We start from the raw sequence: 15,879 nt of genomic DNA on the forward strand, positions 1-15,879 counted from the left end.
TCTGGGTTGAAATACGCGAACTTGGTTATTCCGAAGGTTTGCCTACTCTTGAGACCCTGAACAGGACTTTGGCAATTGATTCGAGATAACTAAAACCTCGGGATAATCTCATGGTCCTTGGTTAATAACGCCTGCTTTGGCGAGCCTATCGAGCTGTCGACTTACGCTTTGGTGTGATATACCAAGCGATGTTGCTATCTCTCTATTGCTGTAACTACCCTTGGTTACAAGAGCCAATAATTTACGGATATCCTTCATATCCACCTTCCATTTCTTTGAAGCCATTTATGTTGATTCCTCCTTTGGTGTCCGCTTTTTTAAGACGCCAAAGCAAGTTAATCAGATAAAGAATCAGGTGGTCCAAAGATTCCGGCGAGGTGGTCCAAAGATAAACGAAAAGTCAGTGGTCTTTGAATGCTCCACAAACACTGCCTAATTATCTGATTCTTGCTAGGAGCTAGGGACGTTTGTTCTTTGCGCTTACCGTCTCACCCAAAGATTTCCCGGCTTTGTTTATGGCTTTACTGGGCCCACCCTCTATCGACTAACGCATAGGTTCGACGACTTAAGACTTTGGTTTTTTTACGCGCATTCTCACCTTATGCTACTTGGCTATTGGATAGAGCGTTAGATCGACAGCCGATAATAACTATCTCTTTATCGATAAAACGGGGATAGTTGTATCCAGCTTTCGCGTTTGGGGTCATTAAAAGTCGGGCTCTTCGTTTCCGTTCAGGTGGTATTTAACCAGCTCATACATCTCGTCAAAGAATGAATTGAGGGAGCCGAGGGTGCCGTTAATTCTATTTTTAGGTATGAGGCTTATCGGATCGAGGATTTCTTTGCTAAGTTCGCCGAGGTGTTCAGCCAATGCGATTGGACTCTTCCCGTACCTTTTCACAGTGGTAAATCTAACTACATCATGGAAGTCTGGCCAACCAAATGTGTCTGTGATGTTGTCTGGGTCGTTAGAAAGAGAGTCCCTTTCATCACCATCTCTCAGCTGCGAAACAAGAGCGTGTAGCTCATTTGGCTCGATTCCAAGAAAAGTTAGCGCGAGATCGAGATCGTTCTCTATCTTGTCAGCGATCGCATTTGCCAAAGCAATCTGATGTTTGCAGGTTGCGTCCCAGTCATAGCAGTTACAAACTCCCTCCATGGCGAGATGGTCGAGGAAGAGTTTAGTTCCATCACTCAATGTGATTCCCATTAGCGCCTCATTAAGACGTCCTTCACGAAAGTCTACGTAGCAAGCTGCGTCGCTAGCGATTGCGTTCGCTAGAACTTCAGCATGAGCGGAGAAGCTTTCGTCTACTCCGACGGCGACCTTGTACCTTTCTGAATTGGACCCTCGTACATGACCCAATGCAGCACCATCTTCGATCGTCAATCGCTTGGATACGGCGCCTTTGCGCCAATAGGATCGTCCTCGAGCGGCCCGATCTTTTCCAGAACTTCGCTCTAGATTATCTAGAATTATCTGGAGCCACCAACTTCGTTTGGCGTTACTTCTCGAGGGGGCTTCTGGAGTTCGACGCACATTTGCAAGGACGGCCATCTGCTCCTCGAGGTTCAAGGAATGAAAGTTTTTGGAATAGAGGATCTGTGATATCAGGTTTAAAGGCGACGAAACCAATTCAACTGCACCTGTTTCTTTGTCTAATCTTGTTCGGATGGAGTGAGGCTGAGGAGGTCCATTAGCGCGGTGTCATCTAGTTCGGTGATCCAGGTCTCTCCAGTTGAGATCAGACTATCCGCCAGAGCCTTCTTCGATTCGATTATGGCATCAATTCGCTCCTCGAGAGTACCTTCGCAGATCAACTTTCTAACCACGACGTCTTTACGTTGTCCTATTCGGAATGCTCTGTCTGTGGCCTGTGACTCTACTGCTGAATTCCACCATCTATCGTAGTGAATCACATGGTTGGCCGCTGTTAAATTTAAGCCAGTACCACCTGCTTTTAGAGAAAGTAAAAAGATTGATGGCCCGCCTGGGGTGGCAAATTCACTTACCATCGAATCACGTTGTGGCATTGTTGACCCGCCATGTAGATATAAGACTCTTTGTCGAAATCGTTCTTGGAGGTGTTCGTGTAGGAGATTGCCAAATGTCGTGAATTGAGTAAAGATGATTACCTTTTCATCACCTTCTAAAATCTCCTCTAGCAGCTCCTCTAGCCTTTGCATTTTGGCCGAATTACCTCTAAGCGAGGTGGCTTCTTTTACCAGGGTCGGGTGGTTACAGATCTGCTTCAACCTGGTGATCGAAGCCAGAATCGCTCCGCGTCTCTGCATCTGACTCGCTGATTCCAACGACTCTTGTAGTCTTAAAACTGCATTCTTATAGAGTGCTTCCTGTTCTTGAGAGAGGCCGCAGTACTCCTTGATCTCGATCTTGTCTGGGAGGTCAGCAATAATGGATTTATCTGTCTTTAGCCGCCTAAGGAGGAAGGGAGCTATAGCCTTGCCAAGGTGGGTTGCAACCGTCTGGTTGTTCTCCCTTTCAATGGGAATCGAAAACTTAGTTCTAAAACCAGTTCTAGAGCCAAGAAGGCCTGGGTTTATGAAGTTCATAATCGCCCAGAGTTCGCCGGTGTGGTTCTCTACCGGCGTGCCTGTTAGTGCAATCCTGCGGCTAGAGATAAGAGAATTCGCAGCAACTGTCATGGCTGCGGAGGGATTTTTGATATTCTGGGCTTCATCAACGACGACGCGGTGCCATTTGAGCGCAGATAGCGTTGAGATATCTCTAGCCAATAGGGAGTAACTCGTTATGACGACGTCGTGTTTTTTTACACTCTCGGTGAATTCGACTCCATCTGACCGATTGGATCCATGATGAACCATTACCGAGAGGGCGGGGTAAAAGCGTGCGAGCTCTCTCTTCCAGTTTCCAACGACCGAAACCGGAGCAATTATTAGAGTTGCATGAGTCTCGGTGATCTCTGTGGAAGGAGAATCAGAGGAAGATGTCGATGATGGGGACTCTGAAATTTCAAAGGTTGCCGCCGATAGTAAATCTTGATGTTCCTGGGCTAAGAGCGCTATTATCTGTGCGGTCTTTCCAAGGCCCATATCGTCAGCTAAGCAGGCGCCTAGGCCTATTGCCTCTAAGGAAGCTAGCCAATCCACCCCGCGCCTTTGATAGTCTCGAAGGGGGAGTGTGAAGCCTTTGGGTTCTACGAAAGACTCCAGTGCTCGCTTGCGTCCCTTGGCCATAGCATCGATAAGTGTTTGGGGGTCTGGTCGCTCGATAGAGATGAGATCATCGTCATCTATATCGCCGATTGTCTCAGAGAGGATTGATGCGAGTGTTCGCTTGGATTGTTGCTCGTGGCGTGTTAGATACGACAGAGCCCGGGTCAATCCACGCCTGTCTACGAAGAACCAATCGTCATCGACTTTGGCTATCGGACTTTGACTTGCTAGCAGCGACTCTATCTCCTCCCGCGAGAGCTCCCTTTCGCCAATGCTAACTTTGGCGGTGAAGGTAAAGAGCGCTTCAAGGCCCATCTTGGGATTCTTGGACTTTACAGGCGCGCTAGAAATATGCACCTTGGGCTTTATCGCATCGCGGAGCGTGCGAGGTAGCAGGAGTGCAACGCCCTCTTTTTCTGCGAGGATGGCGGCGGTTCCGCGCACGAATGTAATTACATCGTTGCTTGGAATTAAGATCCGACCACCTTTACCAAGTTGGGCAGCCTGCTCAATCAAAGGATCATAGGTGGCAATGCGAGTGAGGGACTTCAGATAGATTAGCTCAGCTTCATCCGGGGTGATTTTGAGTTCGTCGAGAACCGATTCAAGGTCATTCGGCGAGCTTGGATCCAGGAAGGTTCCTAGCGCATTACGTTGAGAGAGGCCAAATGCAACCTCCCATAGGTCCTCTGTTGGGTCGGCGTCTTCGTCACTTGTTTCGGCTTCGTAATATCCAGGTGGAGAGATCCTTAGGGCTAGTCGTAATGGAGCGAGCTCGCCTTTTACTCGTTCTCGCCACTCATCTAATATCTCGGGGAGTCGACCTTGAAGGGTGAAGTTAGATACAATAGGCGAAAGTGGATTATCGGCTAGTTTGGCCAAGAAGTGATCTAGTGGTTTGGAACCTGTGGCGTGGTAGTACGAGAACCAAATCGGATCGCTAATTGCCTCGCGAATCTCTTGATCCAGCATGATGTCGATGGCGATACGAAGCAATTTGGGTGGTAGCGCTGCACTTTGATCCCTTGTAGATAGGACTTTTGCGAATAGTTCGCCGGTTCCCTCTTCGAGAATGTGGCGAACGAACTGAACATCTTGGCGTCCCAAAATACTCTTCCATCGACCGTTAGCGGCACCCGGGTTGCCAATTATCGGCGAAGCGTAAGGAATAAATTGCTGTCGCTTTACCAACGAGAGGGCAAATTCAGCGATTATGGCAAGGGTTTGGGTAGATGGTGACTGCATGAAACGAAGGGTCTCATCTGAACCACTGACAGAAACTTCCAACTCGCCTAGCTTGTCTAGGACCGTGAGAATCTGATTTGCGCCAAGCAGAGGCATTGTTCCCAAGATAGGAATCGAGAAATTCGATAGCCCGGACTTTTTAGGAAAGTCCGAAGGTATCTCTATCCAATTATTTGGCGATGGTTTTGGGACTCCTTTTGCGCAAATGGGTAGTCGCAGGCTATCTTCGGCCAGAAAGATTTCGACTCCACTAAAACAGCCCTCTATTGCTGTTCTGAGTCCCGATCGGGTCTTGGTTGGCCACCAAGAGAAAGGGTGCCGTGCGCTTTGAGTATTGATAGCGCTTGTTTCGGACCATCGGGTCTGTTCGAACCAAAAGACGATCCGTCCATTTGGCTCAATAAAACTTTGGATGAAAAAAGACAGCATTGCTCCTGTCGTATGGGATGATCGCACTTAGTTATGGCGTCAATCATCTCGTTGATTCACTAGACCCATCTAGTTTAGCCAAGATTGAAGGCGTTGAAACTATCAACTAGTGATCGGTTCAATCTTGTATATAGTGAGTTTTGGCAGGGCTAATGATTGGATTACCTCACTTTAGCTAACCGATCCATTAGCTTGCTTGCGTGGTTTGTGTCCGCGCTCATAAGCTGAAGGTAGTGAATGTTGGGCCAGAGCTATCGCGATGCACTAGAGGTTTTTGCGCCTTGTAACCTTGCAAGACGACTCTTTCGGCGATCCATCTTGGACACTACCATTCAGCAACCAAATCTAGCATAAACGTTACTATTGGCTTTACGAGGATGTCTTGGAGGTGCTGGAGCTATTTGGTTGCCACTCGATCGTAAATACCCCGCTTATCAGACTTTGGAAAATGAGCGAATCAAGCGCCATACCAAGGACAAGCTCGGGCGAACCCCCAATCGTTAGTGACTTGAGGCATCGTTACGTGATGAAATTTACCTTACTTATCGATAGGATTTAAGATTTTCCTCAACGATCTACTACTTCGAGAAAGCAAAGGTAGACGCCCAATTCGTCTACTTTTATTCTGCTTAATTGAAGTATCTTCTATAGTGCGCCTTATCTAGAGATTCAAATAAGAAATATGATTGGCGCCAGGTAAGCGTCACCACGTGAAGCTTGACAGATGGGTGGAATTCTTGTCGGAGATGCTCATCCCGTTCGGATGCAACTCTGGCTACCTGTTGGGATTGCTAACTTCTCAACAGGTAGATATGCATTCGATTGTTCTATTGTGGATTGCTAACTTGGATTCGATATCGGACCAGGTGCTACCAACAACCCTGGAACTTTTTTCTTTTTGGGGTAGACGCCGACAAATACAGAGTGAGCCGCCAATAGTAATTTAGGGCAGTGCCTCGAACCTTGATTTAGCTTAGAGTGGTACAGGAGTCTTGTACTTGCTTGAAATTGCTGGTAGATTCAGAGTTGGGAATGGTAAAAAATTCGATGAAATTCAATTCAAACTAGCTGGTAGTTAGGTCGATTTAACTATAGGACTTAAAACGAATAATTTGCGCGGCAAAAAAGTAGGACAGATCACTATATGTTTGTAAAAAAGGGCAAGCACTTTCGTCAGCCGCTTCATATGATGCCTAAGCCTTCGCGTCAGCCGCTTCATGGGATGCCTAGGCGTCCCAGAGGTAAGATTCGTGTATCCATTGGTTTTAGCCTTTTAGCCGTCGCGGCGATTGGTGTGGGTTATCCCTTGTGGTGGAATAATCGTTCTTCGAGCGGAGCTGCTGCACTTTTAAAAAACACCTCGAAACAACTAATTGCAACCGCATATCGTCAAAGGCTGGGACAGGATTGCATAGCTTCACCAGGACCCGGTGTTCTGCAAGTTGCCAAGATCTCGCTAACTGCTCCCGTTCAACAAGGGCTAGGTAACTCGGTTTTGGATATCTCGATTGGTCATGACCCTCTAACGCCATGGCCGGGACCCACGACGACAGCCCTATTTGCGGCTCATGATGTAAGCTTCTTTTCACATCTTTCTCAGCTCAAACCCGGCGACACTATTACCTACACCGTGCCCTGTGCCACCTATACCTTCGCTGTAACGGGTGCAGTGGTTACAAAACCGGGTGCTTCGGTACCGATATCCAAAGGCGGCGGAGTGGTTCTCGATACCTGTTGGCCGCCCAATGCCCTTTGGTATACCCCGGACAGATACGTAGTAACAGCGCGATACGTTGGAACCAAGCCTCAAGGCTCCATTGATACCAGCTCAACTGTTCCATCTCTACCAACTGTAAAGATTGGCTTTGCCATTCCCCAAGGTCTCAACCCTGCGTTACTCATTCTCGGAAATAACACTCAGATGATGGGTGAGATGCAATTTAGCGGAACCCCATCAAGCTACTTTGAGCAGTCGAATGCGCCCCTTGTGATTGAGGCAACAGCGTTACAGGGGTGGTTTGGTGTCATTCACGCATTGGAGGCCTCTTCTCAAAGTTGGTGGCGATCGCTCGCGCCTTCAGTTACCTATCCAACTTCGTTATCTGGGGTGAACTTGTCGTCTACCTCGGCGCTCTCAATTACAGAAGACATCGATGGTACAACTGCGACGGGCGTAACCCTCTCGGGGGGACTGAATCATCGGCTAGTTTCGGTAACTGAATCGATATCTAACAATGAACTCTCTATCACGAATGTGACGTTTGGCGCCTGATTCTTTGTCGATCCAATAGTTTTTGAGCGATAAGTAGTTCTTTTACGTCGGTTGCATTGTTGGTTTCTTTGATGACAACCCATTTCAAGGTTGGCATCGTTTGCGATGACCTTGAAGTTTCACTTTCGCCATAATGGCCATAGCGAAGATGTCTCAGGATGGTTTGTAACCAAGCTCGTGGTTGCAAACAAGCGCTAAACTATTTCGAACCTTGACCCTTTGCTCTTTCGAAAGAGACTAAAGTGCCTGCCAAGACAAGGCTGTCTAGTGGTTCTTGGTCTTCATGGTTGGTTACGTAGTTGCTCACCGCGTAGTTTCAATTCGTTGAGCAGTACTGAATCTATTTCAGGAGCGCTTTGTCTCAAAGCTTTTTTTATGTCGCTGTAGACGGTCGCCTCAAGGCCACAACGACGACAAACCTCTAGATGAGCCTTTGTCTTTCGGCGGGATGGTTCAGGCAAAGTTCCATCTAAATATTGCTGCAGTCTTCGTATGTTGTGCATACATTCGATCCGCTTTGCGGTTTCGATAAATGGATTCATCGCAACCCTCTCTTTGGTGCAAGGCCAGCATCGCTAAGGTGTTGGCGAATTGACGATCGACCTCTGTGTAGGCGGCTCATTACCGTCCCTTGCGGAATGCCAAGGGCTTCCGCGGCTTCTCCGTAAGATAGGCCAACCACATCTATAAGTTCAATGACGAGGCGTTGAGCTGGCACCAAAGCGTTTAGGCCGGTTAGAACTTCCTCTCCAAATTGGCTCGCGAGAAATGCATCCTCGGCGGAGCCCCCGGAATGGGAGGGATTCTTCGAATTCTCAAATGCCTCAAGCTCCTCTTTTGTGATAAGCGAAGGCCGTCGCTTGCGGTAACGCTTAATTTGAGTATTTCGCATAATAGTAAAGAGCCAAGCGCGAGGGTATAAGCCATCAAAGTTGCCAAGGCCCTTGTAGGCATTTAACAAAGTCTCTTGGACAAGGTCGCTTGCGTCGCTGTGATTTCGAGTAATGGATAATGCGACGCGCGTTAGTACTTCGATTTCTGGCACGACATATCTATCGAATGAAATATTTAGCTGATCATGATCACTCGCGTTTGCCACGTTTGAGGAACCCTCTTTGAAGTTGAGCTATTCCAAAATAATTAAAGATTGCCTTTTGAGGAGTTGGCTCGCAGCTCCATTTGATTTTGAAGAACTAGCCAAACCAATGATGAAGAAGCGAGTTTTGCGATGGTTAGTTCTCCTTGAATCCACTACCGATGGTGCAGGCTTAGGAAGGATAGTTCCTATAAGCCGTATCGCACACTTTGATGATCCAAGATCAAGCCAAAGTCAACTCGAGTGAGACGCCATCTGCGCCCTCAAGGGCAGGATTGAATGCATGGACCGAGCCTACTCCTCGGTCGGAATGTACCATATCGACCTGCCATGCATTCCATAGGGCTTACCTAGCCGGTCTCTCTGGCTCATTGACACCTAGGGTTGGGGTTTGGTTCGTTGTTGCGTTTTGCCTACCTCAAAGCAACAGGTTGGGTCTCGATATTTATCGCGCCAATAAGAATCCTTTTTTGTTGGCGCTAGGTTCAAACCGATAGATAGATGGCTTTAGCACGCTCAGAGATCTCGTCACTCTTCGTTTACTCTTTGGTATTCCCGATAGGATCTAAGACAATGACCGCCATTCAAATCTTTGCGTCTTTTACTAACAACGTTCTCTCTAGCAACTGGCTCAGAGCACTAATTGCGATGGTGGGCTCTGTTGTCTTGGTGGTTGTCGTCTATGGAGTTCTCTCAAAACTATCCAAACGAAGACATTCCAAACACTTTGTTATGGTTATAAATAGCACCCGAAAGTCTGTTATCGCCTTTTCCTTTGCGCTCTCTGGCACTGAGTCGATTAGATTCGCCCCTTTTCGATGGCGACTTGGCCTTAACTACGCTGCTCAAATAGCGGTAATTCTTACAATTGTCTGGATTATTGTAAACATATTGGCCGTCGTATCCACCATGGTGGTGGAGAGATTTGATATTACGGTGGTCGACAACAGAGACGCGAGACGCACAGTTACCCAAGTAAGCCTGATCCATCGGGTGATATCGATCACGATAATCATCATCGGCATCCTGGTATCGCTCACCACCTTGCCAGCGATTAGGACGTTTGGGACTACGGTCTTGGCTTCAGCTGGCGTTTTGAGTATCGTTGCTGGAATCGCTGGTCAGTCAACGCTAGGTAATATGATTGCCGGGATTCAAATCGCATTTTCGGGTGCACTGCGGATTGGCGACGTCGTTGTAGTCCAAAACGAGTGGGGCACGATAGAGGCTATCACGTTGACATATGTGGTGGTAAAGATTTGGGACGAACGCAGGCTGGTATTGCCTGTCTCATATTTTGTAAATACTCCCTTTGAGAACTGGACGAGAGATACTTCCCAGCTCCTCGGCGCTGTTTTGATCTTCGTTGATTACTCGGTCTCTATCCCTGAATTGCGTAAGGAATTGATCGACTACGTATCTAGCCATCCTCTATGGGATAAGAGAGTAGTGACCTTGCAGGTTGTCAATTCAACTGAACTAGCTATTCAAATTAGAGCTTTAGTTTCATCATCAACTTCGGGAAATTCATGGAATCTACGCTGTGACGTACGCGAGCACTTGATCACCTATCTAATGGATAACAACCCTGGCAGCCTTCCCAGGGTGCATATTGACGTTGCAAAGCCGGCCGCGGGCAAGGATACGACGCAGAACTAGACGATCTGACATTAGCGGATTTAGCCCTAGACCATTACGGGACGAAATCGCTCCTCTTTCCTTTGGGCTAAAAATCTCTCAGTTCCATTCAAGTGTAACCAATTCGGCACCTATGGGCATTTTGATAGTGTCGGAGTGCCACTAGGCAAGAATCGTAGATTTTTACTTCAAAGTTAGCTTTTCTATGGCGGTTGTCTTTTGATCAAAGAACCAAAGCGGTCCGGTTGGTAGGTGTTTAGTTCCTTCGCGATGCCAAAGGCCGTTGAGAATACCAAGCTAGCGGCCACGAAGAATGTATACATGTGGCCATCTCTATTCATGATGTTCTACACATCGCTTTTACATGTGCCCCTTTTTTCAACTATTGGGAGTCGCTATTGCGGCCGAATCGTCCATGGGTATATTCTTTGGAATAAATGGAATGCTTTAACCTTTGGTTACGAGGGCCTATCAGCCGCCCAAAGACGCATCCAAGAACTGTAATTTGTCGATTAGTCAAAGTTGGACTCCGAGTTAAAGTAGATTTTCAGATAGTCTCAAGAGTCAAGGGCCCTGGCTGTCAAGTGAATAGAGGTCTAGGTTTTGCTAACTGCAACTAACAAGACCCCATTATCTCAAGTTTAGGAAGTGTGCAGACAATGCTAATGATTATGTTGTTGGAGCCATCATGAATCCAAGGTCAATGAATCGAGATGATAGCAATCCAATGGAATCTCGCCAAAGGAGATATGTCTCTCCCACGGCGACGCTTATGTGGATCCTATTTGGCGCATTTGTCTTTGGAATTGGATGGTTCGTTGGCATCTGGAGACTTTGGATGGATCAAGGATGGACTACTGCCCAAAAATTGATTGCGACTCTAATAGTGCCCGGAGGGCTACTGCCTGCCGTTACCCTTTTGGGGATGCCTTCTGGATCATCGAGTTGCTCCACAGGGTTGGTTGGTCCTAGCCATCAAGGACCTGTTGTAGTCCATTGCATCACAACAGGAATAGTTAGTTCCGCTATAGCTCTTTTTGCCTTGGCCTTGTTGATCCTAGCTCCCATTTCCGTTGCAATTTTTATGCATCGAAAGTACTATCAAAACGTCGCCGTAAAGCTTTGAGTTGTTATTTGGAGCAACCGCGAACCATTCCGATTGCAGCTCTCATGGGAAAAGTGCTTTGTAGCGGTGATCGTAAATTTTGCGCCTAACAAATGGAGTCTATCCAAACTTCGCTGTGGCATGCGATGATACGATCCCTTTGTGCTGCTACTTCGAGCAATTGTTCCTACAGAATCAGTCCTCTAGGTCGAAGTTGGCAAAAGGATACATCCAAATATTTTTTAGAGGTTATCAGTCCTGCCATCGAATCAAATTCTCCTTTGACTTAGATAAATTGGAAGATAGAATTGTGCGCTGGAATAAAGAAGATTGACGGATATGGATCTGTCGCGATTCAACTTTACTATTAACGACAGACCCTTATCGCCGTCCTTGTGAAACTGGTTTTTTCCTTGGGTCTACAAGTGCCGGTCTTTCAAGTGAATTCTAAACCAGGTGCTATTTAATCTTGTGTTGTCATTTGGCACTTATCCATAGATTCAATGGTTTTTCCTTGGCCTGCCTAGCGAGCCCGTATAAGCGTCTTTTCTCTTGAAGAATGACCACGGGTGCAATTGATACCTTCCAGCTAGTGTCCCCTCTCATAAGTTCCCTGAGTTCTAGTTCCCCAGATACTTTGCCATCGATGCGAATATCTCGTCAGCTGTCTTTACCCACCTAAATGGTGTTGGGTCTTGGTTCCAGCGCTCTGCCCAGGTGTTGATCGAAGCAACGAGTTGCTTTTTTGACTTATGGGTGGATCTGCGGAGCATTTTGGTAGTCAGTTCCGAGAACCATCTCTCAACCAGGTTCATCCACGAGGAGTAGGTGGGTGTAAAATGGAAGTGGAATCTGGGGTTTTTTATGAGCCAGGCCCGTACAGCATCGGTTTTATGCGTTGCATAATTGTCCAGGATGATATGGACTTCGAGTTCTTTTGGAACTTCTTTTTTCACCTGATCCAAAAAGGCTATGAACTCGATCGCCCGATGAGCCTTTGTGGTGTTGGTGATCACCTTGCCAGAGGCAACATCAAGTGCTGCAAAGAGATTTGTTGTGCCGTTGCGTTTGTAGTCATGTGTTTGCCGCTCTGGAACAAAAGGTCTCATGGGAAGCAGTGGCTGGGTTCTATCCAACGCCTGGATCTGTGTCTTTTCGTCAATACATAGTACCAGTGCAGCATCAGGGGGATTGAGATAGATCCCAGTTATGTCGCGGACCTTTTCGGTAAAGGCCGGATCGGTACTGATGTTGAAGTATCCCAAGACATGGGGCTTGAGGCCAAAGGTTCTCCAGATACGTGAGATGCTCGCTGGTGATACCCCGATCCGCTTGGACATTGAAGACGTCGACCACTGGGTAGCAAGCGGGGGCTCTTCTTCCAAAGTGATCCTTAGAATCTCGGCGATCTTTTCGTCATCAATGCTTCTCGGTTTTCCACTTCTCGGTGCGTCATCGAGAAGTTCCACTCCGTAGTTGATAAAACGCCGCTTCCATTTGCATACCGTCTCTGTAGATATCTGAAGTCTTTGCGCGATCTCGTTGGTGTCCAACCCCTTCGTTACTCCATAGGGCAATGCTGGCCCTTGCCACCTGTCCTATGGGAGCTGTGGACTTTCTTACCACTGCTTCTAATTCGCTACGTTCTTTGGGACTGAGCGGAACCACCGAAGCTTGTCGTCCAGATCTCTTCTTGGGCGGCTTGCTCTGGTTGGCATCAATGTTTGGCTCCTCTGAAACGGTGTGACTTTGCATCGTTCTCCCTTGCAAGGTTATGTCCTTACCAAGGAGAACAACCTTAGAAGGGATTAATTCCTCAGTTTCAGGGAAATTATGAGAGGGGACACTAGCTCTATCTATAGTTGGCGAAACGGTGCCCTTGAAGTCAATATTTGGCAGTTAGATTCGCCATTTTTAGGGTTTGAAAAGTAAAAAAAAAAGGGGGGGAGGATGGGCTCAAGCGAGCATGGCATTGGCCCATTGAGCCCATCCGGTGAAAAATCGTCAGTTTCTATTCGTCGGCAACGATTGATCCGACTCTGTCGCCAAGCCCAGGGTTTCGCTTTGAAAGAATAGCGGCATAGATGACAGCTAAAACAACGATTGCGAGTGCGATGTAGGGATACCAGTTATAGGGAGTTGGTTGTCCAGGCTTAGCAAGGTAGTAAAGAGGTACCACTATTGATAAAGCACCTAAGATCGGCAAGACACCGTGACGGACAACCCTAAAGTCTGCCGGTCGGTATTTCTTGTAATAAAAGGGCAGAGCTAGGTTGGCCAAAAGGTAGACAATTAGTACCAGAATCGTTCCCATTGTGGATGACTCCGCGAAGAAGTTGATTGGGTCCATCGTCCCTGAACCCAACAAATGCGCGATCGCCCATCCGCCGATCAGTAGGACCGAGATACCTATAAAGGTCAAAATGGCGTTCATTGGAGTACGCCGCTCTTGATGCACCTTTCCAATTATTGAAGGCAAAAGTCCCTCTCTGCCCGCTGAGAAGATGAGCCTGGCTTGAGAGTTTGTCCCTGCCACCAGCGCACCGAGGGTAGAAGTCATACCAGCTAGGTATGCAAGAAATGCCAGAATTCCTATTGTCCCATTTGCGACAGTGATAAAAGGTATCGCAGCATTTCCTAGCTTGGTAACGTTGTAGTTGAAGCCTGTCACGGTTGCATACGCAAAGACGATATAGCTAATAGACATAATTGCGACCGAAGTAAATACGGCTTTAGGGACATTCTTCCTCGGTTGTTTGTCTCCTCAGCAAGGGCTGCGGAATTTTCCCAACCGATAAAAAGATAGATTGCTAGCGGAAATCCAGCCGCAAGGCCAGACATCCCATTTGTTATATGGCTTGGTTCAAACGGAGTTAGCGAAAGGTGGCCACCGTTTTGGATGATCGCTACCACTGCCACGATTATGAGAACTGTTATTTCGAAGGCGAAGAAGAATCCAGCGACTTTGGTCGAAACCGAGACACCTCTAATCATCAAGATCACGGCAAGTATGGTAAGGATTACCGTTAGGATACCCCAAGGTACGTTCCACTTTAAGTAGTGGTTGAGGATGATAGATAGAAACCCTCCCGAGACTGCAATTACCGAGGCCATGGCTACTATGTAGCCAACACCAGCCAAAATAGCAGTGGTAACTGCACTAGTTGGTCCAAATGTCTTTCCGACGAAAGTTATAAAACCTCCAGCAGATGGTTGAGCTTTAGAGAACTCCGAAAGGGTATTGGCTAGAAATGCGATGGCTATACCAGCGGCAACTATGGTGAGCGGTGATGCTACACCTGCGGTAACCGCTAGGAATCCAAAGCCGAAATAGAAACTCATCGCCGGCCCAATATTTGCCATTGTTGCAGCCGAAATATCAACTACGCCCAATGACCCAGAGGCCAACCGATGCTGGCGGCCGGCCGGAGCCATTGGTCTAGGTTCTACCTCTGTTCCAGACAATTTACCGGGAACAATATCTTCATTTGTGTCCAAAGGAGTTAGCCTTCCTTGATACATTATGGCGTGCCCCATTACACACCATCTATTTGAAGGATCTGCACCCCGCACCCTTGCTTCAAGAACGCTCAATATTTCGTTCTCCAGCATGGGTATTAGATCTTCTAGGAAAGGACTTTAGCAAATCCTAAAATAGGATCCGCTAAAAGTCCAGGATATTTACCACTAGAGCAATTTTATATTTGTGTATAATTCTAATTCATTCGATTTCTCCTGGCGGAATATCTAAATACGAGCAACAGAATCGACGTAATGTGACAGCTTGGCCTTGATTCCCAGGATTGGTAACCGTCTATGGCTCAGCGAAACCGCACATGGTCTATGGCCTCTATCGCTTGGAAGGACAGCTACTAATATGGTTTCATTTCTGCTAGAGCATAAGATTTCTGTTAATGATGAAGCGAATTTCGTTACCGTTAGTAGCATCTTCTCGATGCAGCCTTAGATTGAAGCCCGCTGGGGCGGTGTGCTTTTTAATCTGGCAGTGGCGAACTTAACAATCATATTGTTGAAATATAAGTTAGGGATATGCTAGAAAGATCCTAGAGACTCCTAGGTTTCGCAGTAGTCACCGAATCGCCTTACCACTCGTTCACGACTTCGGATCATAGAAGGAGATAGCCGACGCGCCATATGCTGGCATCGCCATCCCTCCAACATTGCATCAAATAACATCGGCTCTACGCGCAGTGGCGTTCCAGCACCCACCAAAGCCAATGCAGCCGAACCAGACGGTCGTCTCATTCGTGCTCCTCCCTGTTGTGGCATCAGATACAACATTATGTACTTCGACCCAACTTATTAGATGCATCATTATTGCATCTAACTGACTACAGGTGTTATATATCCATTCCCACCAGCGCTTTGGTGCGCGATGGACAAACTCCTATAGAACTGCTTAAAACTGTTTTCCCAGGTGGGAACTAATCACGAACCATGCTGAATGATGCATCAGACCTAACATTGCTCATTTTTCGCAAATAATCTAACACATGTGGAAAACGCTTCGCGTTTACACACAGGTGCCAGATCTCGACCACAGGCTCAACAACCAGCTACTACTACTACTAATTAACAAAAAGCTCTATGAATTTTCCTTAGAGTCGCGAACCCCTAAAAACAGCCCGATCCAAAAATCACAATAATTTTGGACCATTAAATGGGGACCCGCCACCGGCGCGATTGATTGAACTAACGCAGATGAAATTGTTCTTCGACGAGAGGTAATCGAGATAATTTTGAGTAGCGCTATCTCTTATGGCAACCCAAGTGCCGACTCACGCGGACGAAGTGTCAACGAAATAGCGTCCATAGTTATCTGTGGTTTGACAGCGAAAGTTTTCCTTATCGATGGATTGAATGCGGTTATCATCT

The 15,879-nt window shown here is 47.2% G+C and carries 9 protein-coding genes and 2 pseudogenes; 3 read left to right on the forward strand and 8 right to left on the reverse strand.

Annotation, left to right across the window (positions count from 1 at the left end):
• Positions 1-108: 108 nt before the first annotated feature.
• From ACIDITHRIX25_RS89595 to ACIDITHRIX25_RS89605, 3 genes are all read right to left on the reverse strand, one after another.
• Positions 109-285, reverse strand: coding sequence for a winged helix-turn-helix domain-containing protein (locus ACIDITHRIX25_RS89595; protein WP_082058401.1), 177 nt, complete (start codon positions 283-285; stop codon positions 109-111).
• Between the two features lie 421 nt (positions 286-706).
• Entirely contained in the window at positions 707-1,558 is an 852-nt protein-coding gene (locus tag ACIDITHRIX25_RS89600) for a hypothetical protein (protein ID WP_152625805.1), read from the reverse strand.
• Between the two features lie 101 nt (positions 1,559-1,659).
• Complete coding sequence (locus ACIDITHRIX25_RS89605) at positions 1,660-4,872, reverse strand: DEAD/DEAH box helicase (RefSeq protein WP_052604235.1); 3,213 nt, start codon at positions 4,870-4,872, stop codon at positions 1,660-1,662.
• Between the two features lie 1,144 nt (positions 4,873-6,016).
• Here ACIDITHRIX25_RS89605 and ACIDITHRIX25_RS89610 point away from each other — a divergent pair.
• Positions 6,017-7,144 (forward strand): class D sortase, encoded by a 1,128-nt coding sequence (locus tag ACIDITHRIX25_RS89610; RefSeq protein ID WP_201732509.1) that lies wholly within the window; start codon positions 6,017-6,019, stop codon positions 7,142-7,144.
• Positions 7,145-7,425: 281 nt separating this feature from the next.
• Here the strand turns inward: ACIDITHRIX25_RS89610 and ACIDITHRIX25_RS89615 are convergent, their stop codons facing one another.
• On the reverse strand, positions 7,426-7,686 hold the full coding sequence (locus ACIDITHRIX25_RS89615) for an anti-sigma factor family protein (protein WP_052604233.1): 261 nt from the start codon (positions 7,684-7,686) through the stop codon (positions 7,426-7,428).
• Positions 7,683-8,243: a sigma-70 family RNA polymerase sigma factor gene (locus ACIDITHRIX25_RS89620; RefSeq protein ID WP_201732510.1), complete on the reverse strand. Its 561-nt coding sequence runs from the start codon at positions 8,241-8,243 to the stop codon at positions 7,683-7,685. Before ACIDITHRIX25_RS89620 ends, ACIDITHRIX25_RS89615 begins: the two co-directional genes overlap by 4 nt.
• Before the next feature lie 570 nt (positions 8,244-8,813).
• Here ACIDITHRIX25_RS89620 and ACIDITHRIX25_RS89625 point away from each other — a divergent pair.
• Both ACIDITHRIX25_RS89625 and ACIDITHRIX25_RS89630 read left to right on the forward strand, forming a co-directional pair.
• Positions 8,814-9,899: a mechanosensitive ion channel family protein gene (locus ACIDITHRIX25_RS89625; protein WP_201732511.1), complete on the forward strand. Its 1,086-nt coding sequence runs from the start codon at positions 8,814-8,816 to the stop codon at positions 9,897-9,899.
• 667 nt (positions 9,900-10,566) lie between these two features.
• Positions 10,567-11,004, forward strand: a complete 438-nt coding sequence (locus ACIDITHRIX25_RS89630; protein WP_052604229.1) for a hypothetical protein — start codon at positions 10,567-10,569, stop codon at positions 11,002-11,004.
• A gap of 599 nt (positions 11,005-11,603) precedes the next feature.
• Here the strand turns inward: ACIDITHRIX25_RS89630 and ACIDITHRIX25_RS89635 are convergent.
• The 3 genes and pseudogenes from ACIDITHRIX25_RS89635 to ACIDITHRIX25_RS89645 form a co-directional block, all read right to left on the reverse strand.
• A pseudogene (locus ACIDITHRIX25_RS89635) lies at positions 11,604-12,705 on the reverse strand (IS630 family transposase).
• A 289-nt stretch (positions 12,706-12,994) separates the two neighbouring features.
• Positions 12,995-14,595, reverse strand: a pseudogene (locus tag ACIDITHRIX25_RS89640) (APC family permease).
• Between the two features lie 462 nt (positions 14,596-15,057).
• Positions 15,058-15,249 carry a hypothetical protein gene (locus ACIDITHRIX25_RS89645; RefSeq protein ID WP_201732513.1) on the reverse strand — a complete coding sequence of 64 codons (192 nt, stop codon included), beginning with the start codon at positions 15,247-15,249 and terminating at the stop codon, positions 15,058-15,060.
• Positions 15,250-15,879 lie beyond the last annotated feature (630 nt).

The sequence above is a fragment of the Acidithrix sp. C25 genome (assembly GCF_904848545.2).